The sequence below is a fragment of the Aeromonas sp. genome, from assembly GCF_050252055.1.
In the GTDB taxonomy this organism is placed as follows: Bacteria; Pseudomonadota; Gammaproteobacteria; order Enterobacterales; family Aeromonadaceae; genus Aeromonas; species Aeromonas caviae.
Genome location: NZ_JBFWLQ010000003.1, coordinates 152682 through 172306, shown reverse-complemented (window position 1 = coordinate 172306; position 19625 = coordinate 152682). Strand labels below are relative to the sequence as shown.

Sequence of the window (19625 nt, the reverse complement as noted above, 5' to 3'; positions counted from 1 at the left end):
GGGACGGGGGAAAGTGGCTAGAATTGCGCATTTGAAATAAATGTTATCGCCAGCGGGAGCACCATGCAGTTCAGGGATTTTTTGCCGGTATCGACCAATACCAGCGTCAAAGAGAGTTGTTACGGCGCTCTTGGCGCCCTCATCGGCTTGCTCGGCACCGCCTTGCTGTGCCGCTGGGGGCTGGGGCTCGAGGTGCACTGGCTCATCGCCCCCATGGGGGCCTCCGCCGTGCTACTGTTTGCCGCGCCCGCCAGCCCCCTGGCCCAGCCCTGGTCCATCCTTGTGGGCAACGGGGTGTCGGCCCTGATGGGGGTATTGAGTGCGAGCCTGGTGCCGGACATGGCTATCGCTTCGGCCCTGGCGGTGATGCTGGCCATCGCCGCCATGTTCCTCACCCGCAGCCTGCACCCGCCCGGCGGCGCCGTGGCCCTGACCGCCGTCATCGGCGGCGAGGGGATCCGGGCGCTCGGGGTCGGCTACGTGCTGCTGCCGGTGCTGCTCAACTCCCTGTTGCTGCTGAGTCTGGGCTTGCTCTACAACCGCGCTCTGGGGCGTCGTTATCCCCATGGCGGCAAGGCGGCGCCCAATCGCCACCAGACGGCGGATCCCCAGCCGAGTGCCCGACTCGCCACCCAGGACATCGACTTTGCCCTGCAAAAGCACGGGGAACTGCTGGACATCAGCCGCCAGGATCTGCAAGAGCTGCTGCAGGAGGCCCAGTTGCACGCCCTGCGCGAGCGGGTGGGGACGGTGCGTTGCCAGGATGTGATGTCGCGGGATCTCGTCGTGACGACGCCACAGGCGCTTGCCATGGAAGCGTGGCATCTGCTCTCCCACCACCAGATCAAGGCGCTGCCGGTGGTGGATGAGGGGGAGAGGCTGGTCGGCATCATCACCCTGCACGACCTGATGATCGACCGGGCGGGTCACCAGCCGAGGGCGAAGGAGGCCCTTGAGCAGCAGCAGGTCGCGGATCTGATGACCCGGGAGGTGCAGACGGCGCGGCGCTACCAGCCTCTCTACGATCTGGTGGAGGCCTTCTCCGACGGGGGGCTGCACCACATGCCGGTGGTGGAGGGGGAGCAGCTGGTGGGCATCATCACTCAGTCCGACATGGTGGCGGCGCTCTTCACGCTGGCCCTGCAACCGGGGCTGGTGGAGGGGGAGACGCCTGTGAGCAATAAGAATGAGCCATAAGAAACGGGCCCCTTGCGGGGCCCGTGTCATTCAGGGTCTGGGATAGACGGTCTCCCCCATGAAGACCGTCTGCTCGACCTGGGTATCGGCGATCTGCTCCGGGGTGCCGGCCTTGACCAGGGCGAACAGGTCCCTGTCCAGCACGATGAAGTCCGCCGACTTGCCCGCCTCGATGGAGCCGGTGATGTCGCCCTGACGCACCGCCCTGGCGCCGTTGATGGTGTAGGCGGCCAGCATCTCGGCCAGCGAAGTGCGCTGACTGGCCCTAAAGCCGTCGCCGCTGCTTGCCGCCTTCACGATGCCGGCGGCCATGTTCTCGAACGGACGCGGGTCCCGGCTGTCCACCGGGGCGTCGCTGCCCGCCACCAGCACGGCGCCAGCCTGACGCGAACGCTCGACCGGGTAGAGGGCGTCATGAAGATAGCCCATGGGATCGTAGATGGCCTCGCTCAGGGACTGCCCTGCCTTGGTTGGCTGGATGAAGGGGCTGACCAGCATGTCATAGGCAAGCTGGGGCGTGGTCCAGGCATAGGTGAAGGTGAGGTAGAGACCCAGCTCGCCGAGGCGCTGCTGATCGTCCGGGTGCACCACCTGCAGGTGGGCCAGGGTGTGGGGAATGCCGCTGTTGCCGTTGCTGGCGCGGGCCGCCTCCAGGGCATCGAGGGCCACCCGGGTACTGCGATCGCCGATGCTGTGCATGTGGATGCCAAACCCGGCCCCATCCAGCGCCGTGACGTAGCGCGTCAGATCCGCCTCCTTGTAGTTGACGATGCCGTTGCTGCCCGCATCCTCGCTGTCGGCGGTGATGCTCACCTCTCCGCTGGCGGGATCCAGGGCCAGATGGGGATGCTGGTAATTCTCCAGCATGCCGGCATTGGGCAGGAAGGGGGGGCTGGTGAAGGGATCCCCCTCCAGCACGCCGTCGAGGAAGATCTTGACCGCATCGGCCTTGATGAGGGGGTTGCCTGCGAAGGCGTCGCGCACTTGGTTCGCCTTGGCCAGGTGCCCGTCGATGTCCAGCTTGCCGCTGTAGTCATCCTGGTTGAAGCAGGTGGCGGCGGTGACGCGCATGTGCAGCAGATCCTGGTCCTGCATCTTGAGCAGCCGACCCCGGATGAAGTCGTTGGCGCAGGCATCCTGCACCCCCGTGATGCCGCGCGACGCCATCAGCGTCGAGATGGCGGGGAGTATCTTGTCATACTGGGCCGCTGCCTGTTCACCCTCCGCGCTCAGCACCCCGGTGTCGGGGACCGCAATGGCGCTGCGGGCCGCGTCCCGGACCACGCCGGTTGCGAGATCCACATAGGGGATGAAGGCCTCGAACACGCCGCCTGGAGCCAGGGTGGTGGCATTGAAGCCGACCACATTGCCCTCTTCGTCCTGTGCCTGCGCCAGCGCCTGGGAGTTGTAGCCGCCGGCATGGCCGTCGACCCCGGCCAGCATCACGGGGTTGTTCGGCGCCGCCGCATCCAGAGCCGCCAGCAGGGTGGCATGGGTGGCGGTGGGGGTGTTGCCGTCATAGGGCGACCACTGGTTGACCACCAGCCATTCCCCGGGAGCCGGGGCGTAGCGGGGCAGGCACTCGCCGATCTTGGCCGCCAGCTGATCCAGGTTGACGCTCTGGCCGTCCAGGTCGCACATGTCCAGCGCCACGGTGCCGAGCAGATGGATGTGGTTGTCGTGCAGGCCCGGCAGCACCATTTTGCCTTGCAGATCTACCACCTGGGTCGCACTGTTTTTCAAGGCCTCGGCCCCTTCGCGAGTGCCCACGTAAGTGAACTTGCCCCCTTGCACCACCATGGCCTCGGCCTGGCTGCGTTGCCCATCCTGGGTGTGGATCTTGCCGTTGAGATAGAGGGTGTTGCCGAGCGGTGGCTCACTGCTGTCTTGCTGGCAGCCGAGCAGGCCACCTAGCAGCAGGGCGATGGTGCCCAGCCTGAGATTGGGGTGTTTGCTATCCATAGCACGCTCTCCTTGGGTTAATTGCAGTTCTTACTGCAGATATGAGCACCTATGGTTATTGCAGCTATTCTGAAAAATGCCAGCGATTACTGCACTTTTTTTGACTTGTGTTTACCTTGTCTCATCATGTAGTTATGAACGCCAGTTGCCCCTTGGGGGCGGACACCGCATCGGGGGAAGAGAATGTCACAACACGTGCTGCCGGCCGAACTTTGCATGCGGCGCCAACCCAGGCAACTGCGCAGCCAGGAGGTGGCGAGCCGCATCGAGCAGGCCACCCTGGCCCTGTTGCAGGAGCAGGGGTTTGCGGCCCTCAACACCAATGCCATCGCCGCCCGCGCCGGGGTGGGCATCAAGTCGCTCTACCATCTCTACCCCAACAAGGAGGCCATTATCTGCCGGCTGGCCATGGACTGGCTGGCGGCGGTGTGCGAGGCGCAGGAGCGCATCCGCGAGCAGGCCGACAGCTGGCCCCAGACCCTGCTGCTGCTGGACGAGGCGCTGGAGGCACTGGATGAGCGCTTCGTCGGGTATGGGGCGCTCTGGCAGGCGATGGATCTCATCCCCGCCCTGCACGGGGTCGAGCAGGAGCACGAGGTGCGCCAGATTGCGTTCTGGTCCGAGCGGCTGCGCCACTTTGGCTGTCGCTGGCCCGAGCCCGAGCTCACCACCCTGGTGCGCTACTTCTATCGGACTGCGGACGTGGCCAAGCAGTGCACCAAGGGGCAGGGGGAGGCGGGCAGCGCGCTGTGGCAACTTCATAGACGCTGGAGCGAGCAGCTGATGATGGCGGCCATCGAGGAGGCGGATCCCGCCCGGGTCTGGCAGTCTATGCCGGGGCTGGCGCCGGGTTGCCAGACCCCTGCGAAGAGGAGCGAATAGAAGGGGGGCGAATAAAGAGAGGGAGTGCCAGGCACTCCCTCTCTTGTCCTCGGCGCGGCGGGTCAGCCGTAGCGGGCCAGGGTGAGCCCCTCGTCGCTGATATCCGGGGTATTGCCCGAGATGAGATCGCTGAGCAACTGGCCCGATCCTGCCGCCATGGTCCAGCCCAGGGTACCGTGGCCGGTATTGAGCCAGAGCCCGGGAATGGGGCTTGGGCCGACCAGGGGTGTGCCGTCCGGCGTCATGGGGCGTAGCCCGGTCCAGAAGGTGGCCTGCTCCAGATTTCCCCCCTGGGGGAAGAGATCCCTCACCACCATGGCCAGGGTATCGTGGCGTCTGGGGTTGAGCGCCAGGTTGAAGCCCGAGAGTTCGGCCATGCCGCCCACCCGGATCCGTTCGTCGAAGCGGGTGATGGCGACCTTGTAGGTCTCGTCCAGCACAGTGCTGCGCGGCGCGCCCTCGGCATCCGTCATCGGCAGGGTGAGGGAGTACCCCTTGACCGGGTAGACGGGGAGCTCAATTCCGAGGGGGCGCAGGAAGCCGGTGCCATAACTGCCGAGGGCACAGACGATGGCGTCGGCCTGGAAGCGCTGCTCGCCGGCACGGACCGCCACGGCGCGTCCCTTCGCGATCTCGACCTCGTCAATGGCGCAGTTGAAGACGAAGCTCACCCCGAGCTTGCGGGCCTCGTCCGCCAGGGCCTGGGTGAAGCGGAAACAGTCACCGGTTTCATCTCCCGGCAGGCGCAGGCCCCCCACCACCTTGCCACGCACCCTTGCCAGGGCGGGCTCGACCTCCTCGCAGCCGTCGGCATTCAGAGACTGATAGGGGACGCCGTACTCCTCGAGCACGGCGATATCGCGCTGGCTGGCATCGAGCTGGGCCTGACTGCGAAACAGTTGCAGGGTGCCGAGCTGGCGCCCTTCGTAGTCGAGCGCCAGCTCGCCCCGCAACTGCTTCATGCAGTCGCGGCTGTATTCGGCCAGCCGTACCATGCGCCCCTTGTTGACCGCATAGGCCGCCGGCGTGCAGTTGGCGAACATCTTCAGCATCCAGCGCAGCTGGAAGGGGTCCGAGGTGGGCCGCACCGTGAAGGGGGCGTGCTTTTGCAGCAGCCATTTGGCGGCCTTGAGGGGAATGCCGGGGGCAGCCCAGGGGGAAGCATAACCCGGGGAGATCTGACCCGCGTTGGCATGGCTGGTTTCAAGGGCCACCCCGTCACGCCGCTCCAGCAGGGTCACTTTGTGACCGGCCTTGGCCAGATACCAGGCGCTGGTCACACCGACCACGCCACCACCGAGTACCACTATGTCCATCTTGTCTCTCCTTGACTGGGGCCTCCACCTTAATCAGCCGCCACAGGATATTCAACTGGTGTCGATGTCATTGGTGGTTATCGCTATTCACATTTTGTTAACTGGCTCTCAATGTTGTCATTTGCTCATTTTCTGGCATGAAATCCGGTCGATTCAGAGCCGTTCCAGGTGGAGCAGATGATGCTCTGCCGTCGTCAGGATGGCTTGCTGCTGTTCTGTGGTTTGGCCATCCCAGTTGGCATAGGGCAGGGCGAGGCGAGGGTTGTTGCCAAGTTTGTCCCGGTTGCGCCAGAGAAAGTGCCAATAGAGGCTGTTGAAGGGGCAGCTGTCCGGCCCGCTGCGGGCCTTCACCTGATAGTGACACCCCTTGCAGTAGTGGCCCATCCGCTCGAGATAGGCGCCGCTGCTGGCGTAGGGCTTGCTGCCCATCAAACCGCCATCGGCAAACTGGCTCATGCCGCGGGTGTTGGGCAGTTCCACCCACTCGATGGCATCCACATAGATACCCAGATACCAGGCATCCACCTCGTCAGGGTGGATCCCCGCCAGCAGGGCGAAGTTGCCGGTCACCATCAGCCGCTGGATATGGTGGGCATAGGCGTGCTCCAGAGACTGTCGAATGGCGTGACGCACGCAGGCCATGCTGGTTTCTCCATTCCAGAAAAAACCGGGCAGTGGTCGCTCGGCCCCGAGAAAGTTGGTGCGCCGATACTCGGGCATCTTTTCCCAGTAGAGGGCGCGGACAAACTCGCGCCAGCCGAGGATCTGGCGGATGAACCCCTCCACCTGCGCCAGGGAAATGGTGGCCTGATTGGCCTGCCAGTGAGCTTGCGCAGCGCGGATCACCTCGAGGGGATGGAGCATCTTGCTGTTCATGGAAAACGACAAGCGGCTGTGGAACAGGCTCCAGCCCCGTTCGCTCAGGGCGTCCTGATAGCGACCGAAGTGGGGCAGGCAGTGTGCAAGGAAGTGTTCAAGCAGTGCGCGGCTCTGGCGCCGGGTGACGGGCCAGGGCAGGGCGTCGGCATCGGCACTGCCAATGGTGGCGACGCCGTGGTGGGTCAGCATGGCATCGATGTCGCTCACCTCGTTGGCAAAGGTGAGGGGCGCCGGGATGGGTTGGCTCGCCGGCAATTTGGCGCGATTCTCGGCATCGAAGTTCCAGCGCCCCCCAAGGGGCTGGCCGCGCTCATCGAGCAACACCCGGTACTGCTTTCGCAGGGCGCGGTAGAAGAACTCCATCCGGCTGTGGGGGTAGCGTCGCCAGCCATCGCGGGGGGTGAGAAAATGTTCGCTGTCCACCTCAGCGGTCGGGATGGCAAGGCCTGAGGCCCACTGGGTCAGCTGGCTTGCAAGGCGCCACTCGTCCGGGCTCTGCCAGGCGAAGCGCTCGGCCTGATGCGCTTGTAGCTGGGCCGCCAGCAAGCTCGGCAAATCGGGCCAGGGGGCGCTCTCATCGAGAGTCAGGTAGCAGACCCGGTGGCCCGCCTTGGTGAGGGCGGCGGCGAAGGCGCGCATGGCGGCAAAGAAGGCGAGCACCTTCTGGCGATGGTGGCGGCAGTAGTCCGTCTCCTGGCGCAGCTCCGCCATCAGGTAGCAGACAGCGGGATCCTGCGTGTGAAACCAGCTGTGACCTGCGTTCAGTTGATCCCCGAGAATGAGGCGTAGCTCCATCAGGGGTGCTCCTTCCGACGACGGCAGCGTTCGCTGCAATAGCGCACTTCCTGCCAGCAGCGGGCCCACTTGCGCCGCCAGGCAAAAGGACGCAGGCAGACGGGACAGATCTTCTCGGGTAGATGGGGTTTGAGGTGCATGTGGCGGCCCTGTTGATGCCCTTGGTTTCTCTCTGCCTCCTTAACGAAGCACCATACGGTCGGGATCACTGGGGGAGCAGAAAGAGGCAATAGGGGGTGATTGCCACTCATGAAAAAGGCCCCCGCACCTGCCGGTTCGGGGGCCCTTGTTCTCGTAGCCGTTACTGGCTGCTGAAGAGCCTGGGCTGGGGAGTGGACTGCGCCGTCAGGGTCATGCGGCCCGAGGTTTCCAGCCAGCTCTTGATCTTTCTGGCATCGGCGACCCGTTCATCCGTGGTGTTGGCGTGAAGCAGTACCATGACCACGGGCTCGTTGTTGACCCGGGTTCCCATCACCAGGCAGCGCCCCGCCTCGCGGATATAACCGGTCTTGGAGACCAGAATGGGCCAGCTTCCTTCCCGTACCAGGCGGTTGGAGTTGAGGTAGTGCAGCTGGCGCTTGCCGTTGCGTACCAGACGCTGCTCGGAGGCGGTGTACTGGCGGATCAGCGGGTAGGTGGATGCGGCAGCAGCCAGTTTGGCGAGATCGTGTGCGGTGGAGACGTTGCGGGGGTTGAGCCCGGTGCTGTCGGCGAAATGGGTGCTCCACATGCCGAGCATGCGGGCCTTGGCGTTCATTGCCTCGATAAAGGCTTTGCGGCCACCCGGGTAGTGCCGTCCCAAGGCGGAGGCTGCGCGGTTTTCAGAGGACATCAGTGCGATGTGCAGCATGTCGGCGCGACTCAGGCGAGAGCCCACCGCGAGGCGCGACCCCGTGCCCTTGAGTCTGTCCACGTCATCCATGGTGACGGTGAGGGTCTCGTTGAGGCGCTGATTGCCGTCCAGTACCACCAGCGCTGTCATCAGCTTGGTGATGGAGGCGATGGACATCACCCGGTTGGCGTTGCGCTCTGCCAGTGTCTCGCCGGTTTTCGGGTTGACGACCACGTAGGCATCGGATCTCAGCGGCAGGTTGCTGCGGGGTTCGAGTAGGCTGTTGGTGGAAGAAGAGGTCGCAGAAAACGGGTTGGCATGGGCGCTTTCCATGCTGGCGGGAAGGAGGAAGGCGCCGAGCAGCAAGGGAAGAAAAGGACGAAGGTTCATGATTTGACTCTACTACGACTCACAGGGACATTTGGCTAAGTTATATGACGGTAATTGACGCTTCACAACGTCTGGTGGCCGGATATTTCCATTTTATGGGCCAGCGCACCTTGAAAACCCCCGCATCGGGGCTATTAGGCCCGATAAAGGGAGTCATAGAGGCCTGTCAGGCCATGCCAGACACGCCACCACGGGGGCGCACTATATGCTGGCGAGGGGCGGGATGACGACTCTTTTTGCACCTTTCGGCGCCTTGGGATGATGAAGGGGTCGTTAATGGCGACCATGGCGATAAAAACGGCGCCCGGCAGGGAAGATGGCCCGCTGCATTATCGCCGTTTTGCCCCGCTTCATCCTCCCATCATCCTTGCGGTCTGAATGGCCTGGATCAGTGCGGCCCGATTGATGCGGGGGCGCTCCTCGTCCAGCAACTGCTGCCAGAGGGCGATGGCCTGGGAGTAGCGGCCGTGCAGGAAGTGATCGGAGGCGAGCAGCATCAGGGCGCTCACCTCGTCCTTGTCCTGCTTGAGCGCACTATCGAGTAGGCTCAGCGCCTCCGGGGTGAGCTGCTGGCCCGCCTGGTAGTAGAGCACGGTAGCCTGAGCTGCTTGAGTCGCGGCGTTGGCACCCCCTTCTTGCAGGGCGAGGCGCTGGTAGGCGAGCAAGGCGTTGTCGTACTCGTCCCGATAGAGATAGAGCTGACCGAGCGCCGCCCAGCCGTCGAGATCGGCAGGGTTGGCTTGCAGGCGCTGGTGCAGGGCGCCCAGCTCCTTGTCCTGCAGATCCCGCGGGCTCAATCCCGCCAGCGGATCGGGGCGCGACTGATAAGCCTGCCACGTCTGATAGCGGCCGGTGCCGGCATAAATACCGGCCATCAGCGCCAGCAGCAGGGTCCCAAGCAGTATCCAGGAACGCAGCCAGGGCAGCGGACGGGCGGTGCGATCCCTTGCCAGCCGCTCGCGCAGGGCCTGCTCGGCGGTTGGGGTGGCGTTGGCGAGGTGGGCCAGCTCCAGCTCCCGGTAGAGGCGGTTGTGGGGGGCAAGCCCCGCCTGCTGCTCGGCCATGATCAGCCGGTTCAGCTCGGCCCTGGGGTCGTGAGCGAGCGCCCCCTCGGCTCTGTTGCCGACAAGCGGCACCCGCGCCGGTTGCCGACGATGCAGGCTCCTGAGCAGGCGATTGAGCGCCAGCAACAGCAAGAGGGCGGGCCCCCCCCACAGCAGCGCCGTGCTGCGCTTGAAGGGGGGATCGTAGCGCACGAAATCGCCGAAGCGCTCCGTCATGCGGGCGATCACCTGCTCATCAGACTGCCCCTCGTCCACCCAGCGGTAGACCTCGAGCCGCAGATCCCGGGCGATGGGGGAATTGGACTCCACCAGGTTCTGGTTCTGGCACTGGGGGCAGCGCAGGGCGCGGGCCAGATCCTGAGCACGGGTCTGCCGCTCGGGGTGGCGAAACTCATAGGTGTCGACCCCGCTGGCAAGGGCCCCGAGGCTCAATGCCAGCAAGAGTGGCGCTATCAGGGTGTGGCCGAGACGGCTCATGGCTTGCTCTCCCGCACTTGTCTCTCCACTTCTTTCTCCACGTCGGGCTGGCGAGCGGTGTTGCTGCGGGCCTTTGCAAGCAGGGGGGCAAACTGGCGTTGCCAGATCTCCCGGGTGAGCAGGCCGGTATGACGGGTCAGCAGGGTGCCGTCGCCGGCGAAGAGATAGGTTTCCGGCGTGCCATAGACGCCAAGCTCCAGCGCCAGTTTCCCTTTAGGGTCGGACAGCACGGCGCGATAGGGGTTGCCCGCCTCGGTGAGCCAGGCGCGGGCGGCGTCCCCCTTGTCCCGGTAGTTGAGGCCATAGAGGGGCACGGCGTTGGCCAGATCACCCAGCAGCGAATGCTCGGCGCGGCAGTTGGGGCACCAGCTGGCCCAGACGTTGAGCACGAAGGGCTCCCCCTTGAGCGCCGCGGTGTGGATGGGGGCGCCGCCAAACAGGTCGTCACTCTGCCAGGCGGGCAGGGTGCGCCCTGCGACGGCCTCATCCTGGCTGTAGGGGTTGTTGCCAAGGCCGAGCCAGAGCAGGGCACCGAGCCCCAGGGTGAGCACGAGCGGCACGAACAGGCGCAGACGGGCGTTCATAAGGTCTCCTGTTCAAGCCGAGGGTAGGGGGCGGTAGCTGGCGCAGGATGGGCAGCCAGCAGCGGCCGGCGGGCGAGCAGGCGCAGGGTGCCGCCCGCCATCATCAACAGGCCACCGAGCCAGATCCAGCGCACCAGCGGCTTATGGTGCAGCCGCATGGCATAGGCGCCGGGCCCCATCTTCTCGCCAAGCACCACGTAGAGATCGCCGAGCATTCCCCACGCGATGCCGGGTTCGTTCATGTTCATGGTGCGCACGCTGTAGTGACGCCGCTCCGGCGTTAGCCGCGCCACCTCTTTACCGTCCTTATGCACGCTGAGAGTGATGCGCTCGGCGGTGTAGTTGGGGCCGATGATCGGCTCGCTCCCCTCATAGCGAAACTCGAAGGCGCCGAGCCGATAGGGCTGGCCTGCGGCGAGTACGGCGCCCCCCTCCTGACTGTGGTGACTCACCTGCGCGATGCCGAGGGCGCACACCGCCACCCCGAGGTGGGCCAGCAGGCTGCCGAACCGGTTGAGGGTGAGCTCGCGCCGCGACGTCGGCTGCAAGAGCGGGAGCAGCAGGCTGGCCATCAGCCAGAGGCTCAGCACGTTGGCCGCAAGCCCCAGCCAGCTTGCCCGCAGCGGTTCGGGATAGGCGAGGCTCAGCAAGGTGCCCCCCAGCAGGCCGAACAGGCATGGGAGCAGCACCCTGATGCGGCGCTGGGCTGCCAGATGCTGCCAGCGCAGGCGCGGCAGCTGGGTCATCAGCGCTATCAGGCAGAGGGCCAGCGGCACGAAGATGGTATTGAAATAGGGGGCGCCCACCGAGAGCGAGCCCAGATGGAGCGACTGGAACACCATGGGGTAGAAGGTGCCGAGCAGCACGCTGGCGCAGGCCACGCAAAGCAGCAGGATGGCGGCGCCGAGCAGCCCCTCTTTTGACAGCAAGCCAAAGCGGGCATAGGGGGCGCTAATGTCCGCCCGCAGGGCAAACAGGGTGAGGGCGCAGGTCAATAGCAAACCGAGCAGCAACAAGAGGGTGAGGCCGCGGCTGGGGTCCACCGCAAAGGCGTGCACCGAGGTGAGTACCCCGGAGCGCACCACGAAGGTGCCGAGCAGGCTTAGCGAAAAGGTAAAGATGGAGAGCAGCAGCACGGCGTGACCGTAAGCGCCGCGCTTCTCGCACACCACCAGGGCGTGCAGCAGGGCGGTGCCGAGCAGCCAGGGCAAGAGGGAGGCATTTTCCACCGGATCCCAGAACCACCAGCCGCCCCAGCCGAGCTCGTAATAGGCCCACCAGGAGCCCAGCACGATGCCGGCGGTGAGAAACACCCAGGAGCCGAGCGCCCAGGGACGGCTCCAGTGGGCCACGGCGCCATCGAGCCGACCCGAGTGCAGCGCCGCCATGGCGAAGGCGAAGTTGACCGCAAAGCCGACGTAACCGAGATAGAGCAGGGGCGGGTGGATGATGAGGCCGATATCCTGCAGCATGGGGTTGAGATCGCGCCCCTCCAGCGGCCCCGGGAACTGGCGGTCAAACGGGCTGGAGAAGATCAGGGTATAGAGGCCGAACAGCCCGACGATCAGCCCCATGATGGCCAATACCCGGGTTGTGATCAGCGGATCGACCCGCCTGGAGCAAAGGGCCACCAGGGCGCCCCACAGCCCCAGCGCAAAGACGAAGAACAGCATGGAGCCCTCGTGGCCGCCCCACACGGCCGCCAGCTTGAAGCCAAGGGGTAGGGCGCTGTTGGCGTGCTGGGCCACATAGACCAGGGTGAAGTCATCCTGGCCAAAACAGCTGGCGAGCAGCAGCAGAGCGGCCCCGAGCAGGAGCGCGACCAGGAGGGCCAGCGGTGTTGCGCAGCCCAGCAGCAGGCGTGAGGCGAGCCGCAATCCCAGCCAGGGCAGCAGCCCTTGCAGCAGGGCGAGCCCGGTCGCCAGCAACAGTGAGAGATAGCCGAGCTCCGCCAGCACACAACCTCCGTTTCAATCTTTGATGTCATTCATGTCATGCCACACACGCCGCGTCGTCTCCCTTTGGGGGAAAACATTGCCAAGCAACGGGTGTGGCATCACCAGAAATTCATTGGGCCAGCAACAAACCAGCGCCAGTCACCCGAGGGTGGCTGGCGCTTATCCCCAGCTTTCAATAACCGGTTCACGATCCGTCGCGAGAGGTTGTCAGCAAGGTAAAGAGCAGCGCAGGAACCGGAGTGTATGTGAATACATGAGGATTCCGAGCAGCACATGAGCCTTGATCACGGCCTCGCAGCAGGAGCGTGAACGGTTTTTTAAACTACCGTCATCTGGCCGGCGTAGAGCACGAAGTAGCGCAGCAGCAGGATCCCCACCAGGGTCAGGCTGCAGACCAGTACCAGATAGCCGTTTTTGGCCCGCAGCGGCGCGGGGGCCAGCAGGGCCAGCAACTGGGGCAGCAGCATGCCGATGCCCACCACCCCGAGCCAGAACACCTGAGCCCAGAAGCCGCTGCCGATGGCGGCCCACATGGCTGCCTCCTTCTGGCCGCCACCGAAGTAGAGGCCGGTAAAGAAGCAGACCAGCAGCAACACCTCCACCGCCAGCACCGGCCGCTCGAAGCGGTGGACAAAGCTCACCCCCTGGCTGTGATGGTTCTCCTTGAACAGGGTGACCGCCAGCAAGATGGTGGAAGCGATGCCGGAGCTGACGCCGGAGATGAGGAACAGCACCGGCAGCACCGGGTTGTTCAACAGCGGATAGGTCTTGAGCGCCGACAGCAGAAAGCCGGTGTAGGCCCCCAAGAGCACGGCGAGCAGCAGCAAGAGCGGCGCCAGCAGCCGCTCGATGCGGGCGAGCCAGCCAATCAGACCATCCACAAAGGCGAACTTCTCTTGCAGCAGGTGACTGCGCAAGGTCTCGATCTCGGCCCGAAATACCACCGCCAGCCAGGCAAACAGCACCGCCATGTAGACCTGAAACAGCATGACCCCCATCGACATCACGGAGTCGAACTGGTAGTGGAACATCAGCTTCCAGAAGGTCCAGGGGCGGGCCAGGTGGAAGATGAGGATCAGTAACCCCAGCACCACGCTCACCGGCGCCAGAATGGCGGTCGCCTTGATGATGCCGCTCTCGCTGCCGGCTCCCTTGCGGCGCAGCAGCACCGAGAGGGTGGTGGCCCCGGCGGAGATGCCGAGCAGAAAGAGATAGATGGCGATTGGCCAGTCCCAGACCAGCGAGGAGAAGTGAAATGCGTCATGCAACATGATCCATTCCTCCTTCTGTTACTGCGGTAGATGGCGATCGGACAAATCCCCACACGAGGGAAGGGAAGTGAAACGCCTCTTGCATCGTCATGACTTTATCTCCCCTTCGGGCACGCGGTACATCTTGGGCGAGGTGCCGAGTGCCTGCTTGTAGCGATAGGTGGTCTCCTTCACCAGCCGTTTGGCGATGGGGCTGTCCGGGTCATCCAGATTGCCGAACACCAGCGCCTTGGTGGGGCAGGATTCCACGCACGCCGGCTCCTTGCCCGCCGCCAGGTTGGTCTTGCGGCAAAAGTCGCACTTGTCGGCCACCTTGGTCACAGGGTTGATAAAGCGCACCTGATAGGGGCAGGCGGCCAGACAGTACATGCAGCCGACGCAGAGATCCGGGTTGACGTCGACGATGCCATCCTCCTTGCGGATATGGGAGGCACCGGTCGGGCAGACGTGTACGCAGGGAGCGTTGTCGCAGTGCTGGCAGGACTTGCGAAAGAAGTGGTACTCGGCATCGGGGAAGGTGCCGATGGGGCCGGAGCGGATGATCTCGAGGCGCGAGACCCCCTCTGGCACCTGATTCACCTCCCGGCAGGCATCCATGCAGGCGCTACAGCCGATGCAGGCCGTCTCGTCGTGGAGCATGCCAAAGCGGACCCCGTCGATGGTCTGGCTGTGGGCGAGGGGGGTGGCAAGGGTGCGAGTCGGCCCTGTCATCATGATGAGGGCCCCCGCACTCATCCCCGCCATGAAGTGACGGCGAGAGCAGCTCATGGTACCTCCTTGCCCGAGGTGGTGTTCGCCTTGGCTGCCTTGACGGCCTCATGCTGCTTGCTGTGGCAGTCGACGCAGAGCTTGATGCGGGACTTCTCCGGAATAGCCACCATGGGCTCCTTGGCCGGGTGCAGCTGGTGGCAGCTGGTGCAGGTGAGCTTGGTGGCGTGCACGTCGTGGGCCCAGAGCGCCTCGCGCAGCACTTTGGGCTCGTGACAGCTCATGCAGACCCCGTTCTGCTCGGCGATGGGGTAGCTCTCGGTACTCTGCTTCTCTGCCACGCCGCTTTGCTTGTCATTGAAGCTGTCGCTAAAGCGCATCACGTCCTTGACCCCTTCCCGGTGTTGGGGGGAGGGTTGACCGTGGCAGTTGGTGCAGGTGACCGGCGCCAGGTTGTTGGGGTTGGTCGCCTGGCCGTGCTTGCCGTGCATGCCTTCGACCTGCTCCTTGTGGCAGTCGGTGCAGGCCTTGTCGGCACTGCGCAGAAATTCCACTTCATGTGTAGTCGGTGCCGGGGCGGTTGCCGCATCGGCCGCCTGGCCCTGCAGGCTGGTGAGCAGCATGGCTGCCATCAGCATCAGTCGTAAGAAATCCATTGTTAAATCACCCATAGGAAGCCTCCATCCGGCTGCGGGCCCGACACTGCAGGCCCGCATGCCTCGTCATTGTGCGAGCCGTCCGGCCGCTTTGGCCTCGGCATCCCAGGCGGGGACAGTGGTCTTGAGGAACTGGGCCTTGTCGCTGTTCATCTGCTGCATGTCCATGCCAAGAGCGGCCTGGGCCTTCTCCTTGCTGGAGATGTCAGGAATGGCGATCTCGTGGCTGATCCCCTTGGCGGCCAGCAGGCGTGCCAGCTTGGTGCGGGCGTCGGCGGCTTTGTCCAGGGCGGTTCCCAGCATGCGCAGCGCCACTTCCGGGGCGTGCATCTGCACCCCGTGGGAGGCGATGGAGAAGTCCCAGCGCCATTGGGCGTGACGGATGTCCTGCAGAATGTCCTTCATCTCGGCCTCGGTGGCGCCGGCATCCCAGGCGGCCTTGGCTTCAAAGTGGGCGTGCACCAGCTGCTTCTCGATTTTGAGCTTGATTTCGGTGACGGCGTCCTTGCGCTGCTTGACCACCCCTTGCAGCATCTCCTTGCTCTGGGTGTGGCAGTTGCGGCAGGTCTGGTCGAAGCGATCGAAGGGGTTGCCTACCTTGTGGTCGGTGTAGACCTTGCCTTGCTCGTTCTGCACCTTGGGCATGTGGCAGTCGACGCAGGCAACGTTGTTCTGGCCGTGAATGCCGGCGCGCCAGGTCTCGTACTCGGGGTGCTGGGCTTTGAGCATGGGGGTCTTGGAGAGGGCATGGGTCCAGTCGGCAAAGCCAATCTCGTCGTAATACTCTTCCATCTGCTCAACAGTCGTACCCTTGTCCCAGGGGAATTTCACCGCCTTGGTGGGGCCGCTGAAGTAGTACTCCACGTGGCACTGGCCGCACACCTGGGACTGCTGATCGAAGCGCCCCTGCTCCTTGAACGGCTTGCCGATAGCGGTCATGGCCCGGTCGGCATAGGGACGGGAGAGGTGCAGGGCGGGTTTCCCTTCCTTGAACTCTTTCGAGGCGGTGTCGTGGCAGTCGGCGCAGCCGATGGTGTTGACGATCTCCGGTCCGCCTTTTGCCCACATGCCCTTGAAGTAGCCATCCTCACCCTTCTCGTCGATGACGCGGGCCACGTCCGGGCCTTTGCAGCTCCAGCAGGCCATGGGCAGCGGACCGTCTTCGGCGGTCTTGGGGGCGCCGGTGCGCAGGGTTTCCCGCACGTCGGTCAGCGCATAGAAGTGGCCGCGCGGCTTGTTGTAATCCTTGGAGAAGGGGTAGCCGGCCCAGAGCACCACCATCTGCGGATCTTCCGCCAGGGCGTCGATGCGCTCGCGGCTCTCGCTGGTGCCTTTCCAGCTGGTGAACTGATCGGCGTGATCCTTGGCGAACAGCTCGCTGCGCGCCTCAATCTTCCCTTTGGGGGCACTGTCGTCTGCCTGTGCCAGACTGCCTGCACCCAGCAGGACGGTCAGCAGCAGGGCCGCCAGCCCTGGTCGAAATAGCTTGTCATATGAACCCACGGTCATCACTCCCAGATAAAAAGTCCATGTCGGGCCTGACCGTTCCATCTTGGTGTGGACATCTGTGCTCATCATCGACGGGCATGGCAGGCCGATCCATTGTTATGGCTGCATATAAATCGGTGTTTATGCAATTGCTCGGGGGAATAATACCAAATGGGTAAAATGGATAATCATTTATCCCCGTGGGAGTTGCGCTAGATCAATTGAGGGGATGGAGGGATGCCAAAAGTGCGATCCAGGTGGAATTATTGAACCTCATCCGAGGGTTATTTCCACCCGTTCTCTTTTGATGAAAATAGGTAAAAACGATGTTCATCATGCTGGCTAGGGGGGAAGGGCGAGAGGCGGCGGAGAGATACACCGCCTGAAGAGAGAGAATGAACTGCTGATGTTGAATTTAAATTCAATATTAAGCTTTCGAAGGGGTGAGGGGGAGGCTTCGGTTTTCCATCACCATGGTCCCTGTCAAGGGACTTTGTGACAGAAGCTGTCGTAGAAATGGGTGCCAAGAGAGCCATCTGTTTTTATGAAAGGGAAAATAAGGGCTTTATTCCAGCATATTCGCGGCCTGATAGCGTCTTATTGAATTTAATAGGACGGTTGGCGGCATTTACTTTCGATATTTTCGAAAATGACGAAGGGTTATAGGGGGTGATTGACGGTAAAATAGCCGCCTGTCACGGAGACTTTCCCTTTACGCTTCATGTGCTGGGAAGTCTGTGTTTACCCGTTGGAGGATATATGGCCGAGCTGCGAATCGATAAACCGACTCTTATTGCCAAGGTGGAGGGCGCCGTGTTTGTGATGGATGCGGACGGCTCTTTGCGCCGTGCCACCCCTGGCATGCAACTGGAGCCCGGGATGCGCCTGCTCACCGAATCCGACGGACAGGTGGAGCTGGCGGAGGCTGGCAGCGAACGCCCCGAGCCCACCCAGCCCGAGGCGGCACTGCCCGCCGGTGCCGATGCCGAGCTGGCGAGCCTCCAGGAGGCGATCCGCCAGGGGGCAGACCCGACCAAATTGTTTGAAGAGACGGCGGCCGGTAACGCGGCGGCCGCTACGGTTGGCGGTGTGGCCGGCTCCAGCGCCGGCGGTTTCGTGGTGGTGGATCGTATCAATGATGCGACCCTGGCCGAGGCGGGATTTGACACCGGCCATGAGGCGCGCCAGCCGGGCGACGAGTTGCTCTATGCCGAAGATCAGGATCTGCTGGCAGCCATCACCATCACAGAACCCCAGACCGACGACAACATCATCAATGCCGACGAGGCGACCGGCGTCATCATTCGCGGCTTTGTCGAGGACGTGGAAGTCGGCCAGACCGTCACCGTCACCCTGATAGACCAAGATGGCAATCGCCTGACCACCACCACAGTGGTGCTGCCCGGCTTCGTCTGGGAGGCAAACTTCGGCGACGTCACCGGCAAGCTGGTGGACGGCCCCCTGACCATCCAGGCCGATACCCAGGACGCGGCTGGCAACCGGGCCAGCGACACCGGCCAGACCCTGCTCGACACCATCACCACCATTACCCTGGATTTGGCGGACGAGAGCGACACCGGCACCAGCCAGACCGATGATCTGACCCGCGACACCACACCGCTACTGCAAGGGAAGGGGGAGCCTGGCGCTACCGTTACCCTGACCCTGGAAGGCAAGGTGATGGCCGTGCTCACCGTGGATGGCAACGGCAACTGGCAATATCAGATCCCCGATACCCTGGCCGATGGCGCCCATGATTTTCGCGTCGATGCGGTGGACATCGCGGGCAACCGGGCCAGCGACACCCTGACGGTGACGGTGGATACCCGTGCCGCCATCGACATCGACGATCTCGATACCGACAGCATTCTCGGCCATGACAAGGTCACCCTGAGCGGCAGTACCACGGACGTGGAGGCGGGGCAGCGGGTGACCATCACCCTGATTGGCCAGAATGGCCAGACCCTCTTCAACGGCAGTGCCCTGGTGGGCAGTGACGGCCGCTGGCAACTGGGAGGCCTGGATCTCTCCAGCATCCAGGGCCCCTACGAGGTTCGCGCCGAGGTGACGGATCTGGCGGGCAACCGGGTGATCGACGGGGCTCCTCTCATCGGTCAGAGCGATACCCTGACCCTCTCCGAGGCGGATCTCGCCAAGGGACCGGTGAGCGCCACCGGATCCCTGCACACCGGAGCCGGGCTTGATGGCAACCTGCAGGTGAGTTTTGCCGCCGATCAAGGTGCCCTCAATCAGCTTGGCCTGACCAGCCACGGGACGGCGCTCGCCTACCAGGTCAGCGGCCAGACCCTCACCGCCAGCGCGGGGGGCGCGACCGTCTTCACCCTGACCCTGGCCAACGACGGCAGCTATCGCATCGTCTGGAACCAGAGCCTGGATCACGGCCAGGATAGCCTGAGCCTGCCCTTTGCCCTGGAGTACCGCGACAGCGACGGGGATCTTGTGAGCGCCAATCTCACCGTCAACCTGGTGGACAGCACACCGCCGGACTTCACCATCGCCCCCATCAGCCTCACGGAGGATGATTTCACCAATCCGGCGGCGGTGGTGGGACAGAGCCAGTTCGTGGTGGGCCATCAGTCCGATCCCTTGGTGGCAACAAGTGCCGTCTTCGCGGATCAGAGTGCAACCCTGGCCCGTCTCAACGGCAGCGGCATCAGCAGCGACGGCCACGCCTTGACCTTCGAATTCACCGGTGATCGCCTGCTGACGGGTTATTACCTGGATGGCAATGGCAAGCGGGTCGAGGTACTGAAGGCCGAGCTGACCGCCAGCCAACATGGCAGTGATATCGACGGCAATGTCACCGTCTCCCTCAATGGGCCTCTGGACCATCAGGGCAGCGACCAGCTCTCCCTCGGGCTCACCGTTTCCGCCAAGGAGATAGACGGCGACGAGACCCGCGCCGATCTGGTTGTCTCCATCAGCGACGGTGTGGATCCCCGCCTTGGCATCGATAGCGGGGTCACCTTGCAGGAAGGGGCCTCTGGCCAGACCCTGGATGGCCAGCTGCCGGTGAGCGTGGGCAGCGATCGCCTGGTGTCGCTCAACTTCGAGGCGAACCAGCCCGGCCTGAATGGCCTCACCAGCGGCGGCCAGCCGACCCACTATCAGGTCAACGGCAACGTCATCACCCTGCTGGATGCGG

Annotated in this window: 15 protein-coding genes; 3 read left to right on the top strand and 12 right to left on the bottom strand. The window is 63.9% G+C overall.

What is annotated here, in order from left to right; genetic code table 11:
* Window positions 1–63 precede the first annotated feature (63 nt).
* Window positions 64–1197, top strand: coding sequence for an HPP family protein (locus AB7E19_RS06820; RefSeq protein ID WP_151027696.1), 1134 nt, complete (start codon window positions 64–66; stop codon window positions 1195–1197).
* Between the two features lie 30 nt (window positions 1198–1227).
* Here AB7E19_RS06820 and AB7E19_RS06815 read toward each other — a convergent pair whose 3' ends face one another.
* Window positions 1228–3159 carry an amidohydrolase gene (locus AB7E19_RS06815; RefSeq protein ID WP_322130826.1) on the bottom strand — a complete coding sequence of 644 codons (1932 nt, stop codon included), beginning with the start codon at window positions 3157–3159 and terminating at the stop codon, window positions 1228–1230.
* Window positions 3160–3342: 183 nt separating this feature from the next.
* Between AB7E19_RS06815 and AB7E19_RS06810 the strand changes: the two genes are divergently transcribed.
* Window positions 3343–4041: a TetR/AcrR family transcriptional regulator gene (locus AB7E19_RS06810; RefSeq protein ID WP_263308663.1), complete on the top strand. Its 699-nt coding sequence runs from the start codon at window positions 3343–3345 to the stop codon at window positions 4039–4041.
* A 62-nt stretch (window positions 4042–4103) separates the two neighbouring features.
* Here the strand turns inward: AB7E19_RS06810 and AB7E19_RS06805 are convergent, their stop codons facing one another.
* The 11 genes from AB7E19_RS06805 to nrfA all read right to left on the bottom strand — a co-directional run bounded on the left by AB7E19_RS06805 (window position 4104) and on the right by nrfA (window position 16480).
* Window positions 4104–5357: a D-amino acid dehydrogenase gene (locus AB7E19_RS06805; RefSeq protein ID WP_042882483.1), complete on the bottom strand. Its 1254-nt coding sequence runs from the start codon at window positions 5355–5357 to the stop codon at window positions 4104–4106.
* 153 nt (window positions 5358–5510) lie between these two features.
* Window positions 5511–7031, bottom strand: coding sequence for a cryptochrome/photolyase family protein (locus tag AB7E19_RS06800; RefSeq protein ID WP_322130825.1), 1521 nt, complete (start codon window positions 7029–7031; stop codon window positions 5511–5513).
* On the bottom strand, window positions 7031–7171 hold the full coding sequence (locus AB7E19_RS06795; protein ID WP_080768040.1) for a DUF2256 domain-containing protein: 141 nt from the start codon (window positions 7169–7171) through the stop codon (window positions 7031–7033). Before AB7E19_RS06795 ends, AB7E19_RS06800 begins: the two co-directional genes overlap by 1 nt.
* A gap of 161 nt (window positions 7172–7332) precedes the next feature.
* Window positions 7333–8253: a serine hydrolase gene (locus AB7E19_RS06790; RefSeq protein WP_029314613.1), complete on the bottom strand. Its 921-nt coding sequence runs from the start codon at window positions 8251–8253 to the stop codon at window positions 7333–7335.
* A 350-nt stretch (window positions 8254–8603) separates the two neighbouring features.
* Window positions 8604–9794: a heme lyase NrfEFG subunit NrfF gene (gene nrfF, locus AB7E19_RS06785; RefSeq protein WP_322130824.1), complete on the bottom strand. Its 1191-nt coding sequence runs from the start codon at window positions 9792–9794 to the stop codon at window positions 8604–8606.
* Window positions 9791–10378 (bottom strand): DsbE family thiol:disulfide interchange protein, encoded by a 588-nt coding sequence (locus AB7E19_RS06780; protein ID WP_322130823.1) that lies wholly within the window; start codon window positions 10376–10378, stop codon window positions 9791–9793. The genes nrfF and AB7E19_RS06780 overlap by 4 nt, the downstream gene beginning before the upstream one ends.
* A complete protein-coding gene (nrfE, locus tag AB7E19_RS06775) occupies window positions 10375–12336 on the bottom strand; it encodes a heme lyase NrfEFG subunit NrfE (protein WP_427934778.1) in 1962 nt (653 codons plus the stop codon). Before nrfE ends, AB7E19_RS06780 begins: the two co-directional genes overlap by 4 nt.
* A gap of 317 nt (window positions 12337–12653) precedes the next feature.
* Window positions 12654–13607: a cytochrome c nitrite reductase subunit NrfD gene (nrfD, locus tag AB7E19_RS06770; protein ID WP_261999437.1), complete on the bottom strand. Its 954-nt coding sequence runs from the start codon at window positions 13605–13607 to the stop codon at window positions 12654–12656.
* Between the two features lie 87 nt (window positions 13608–13694).
* Complete coding sequence (locus tag AB7E19_RS06765; RefSeq protein ID WP_151027689.1) at window positions 13695–14375, bottom strand: 4Fe-4S dicluster domain-containing protein; 681 nt, start codon at window positions 14373–14375, stop codon at window positions 13695–13697.
* Entirely contained in the window at window positions 14372–14986 is a 615-nt protein-coding gene (gene nrfB / locus AB7E19_RS06760) for a cytochrome c nitrite reductase pentaheme subunit (RefSeq protein WP_322130821.1), read from the bottom strand. Before nrfB ends, AB7E19_RS06765 begins: the two co-directional genes overlap by 4 nt.
* 51 nt (window positions 14987–15037) lie before the next feature.
* The gene (nrfA, locus tag AB7E19_RS06755) at window positions 15038–16480 is read right to left on the bottom strand and encodes an ammonia-forming nitrite reductase cytochrome c552 subunit (protein ID WP_322130820.1); all 1443 of its coding nucleotides are present in this window, start codon (window positions 16478–16480) and stop codon (window positions 15038–15040) included.
* A gap of 738 nt (window positions 16481–17218) precedes the next feature.
* On the opposite strand from nrfA, the gene AB7E19_RS06750 reads away from it, so the two are divergent.
* The coding region (locus AB7E19_RS06750) for a retention module-containing protein (RefSeq protein WP_427934774.1) at window positions 17219–19625 on the top strand (2407 nt) is incomplete at its 3' end.

Bases quoted from the DNA above. Each gene is read 5' to 3' on its own strand.
- nrfD (WP_261999437.1), bottom strand. From the start codon at position 13,607: ATGTTGCATGACGCATTTCACTTCTCCTCGCTGGTCTGGGACTGGCCA.
- AB7E19_RS06795 (WP_080768040.1), bottom strand. From the start codon at position 7,171: ATGCACCTCAAACCCCATCTACCCGAGAAGATCTGTCCCGTCTGCCTG.
- AB7E19_RS06820 (WP_151027696.1), top strand. From the start codon at position 64: ATGCAGTTCAGGGATTTTTTGCCGGTATCGACCAATACCAGCGTCAAA.
- nrfF (WP_322130824.1), bottom strand. From the start codon at position 9,794: ATGAGCCGTCTCGGCCACACCCTGATAGCGCCACTCTTGCTGGCATTG.
- nrfB (WP_322130821.1), bottom strand. From the start codon at position 14,986: ATGGGTGATTTAACAATGGATTTCTTACGACTGATGCTGATGGCAGCC.
- AB7E19_RS06815 (WP_322130826.1), bottom strand. From the start codon at position 3,159: ATGGATAGCAAACACCCCAATCTCAGGCTGGGCACCATCGCCCTGCTG.
- AB7E19_RS06765 (WP_151027689.1), bottom strand. From the start codon at position 14,375: ATGAGCTGCTCTCGCCGTCACTTCATGGCGGGGATGAGTGCGGGGGCC.
- nrfA (WP_322130820.1), bottom strand. From the start codon at position 16,480: ATGACCGTGGGTTCATATGACAAGCTATTTCGACCAGGGCTGGCGGCC.
- AB7E19_RS06790 (WP_029314613.1), bottom strand. From the start codon at position 8,253: ATGAACCTTCGTCCTTTTCTTCCCTTGCTGCTCGGCGCCTTCCTCCTT.
- AB7E19_RS06805 (WP_042882483.1), bottom strand. From the start codon at position 5,357: ATGGACATAGTGGTACTCGGTGGTGGCGTGGTCGGTGTGACCAGCGCC.
- AB7E19_RS06810 (WP_263308663.1), top strand. From the start codon at position 3,343: ATGTCACAACACGTGCTGCCGGCCGAACTTTGCATGCGGCGCCAACCC.
- AB7E19_RS06800 (WP_322130825.1), bottom strand. From the start codon at position 7,031: ATGGAGCTACGCCTCATTCTCGGGGATCAACTGAACGCAGGTCACAGC.
- AB7E19_RS06780 (WP_322130823.1), bottom strand. From the start codon at position 10,378: ATGAACGCCCGTCTGCGCCTGTTCGTGCCGCTCGTGCTCACCCTGGGG.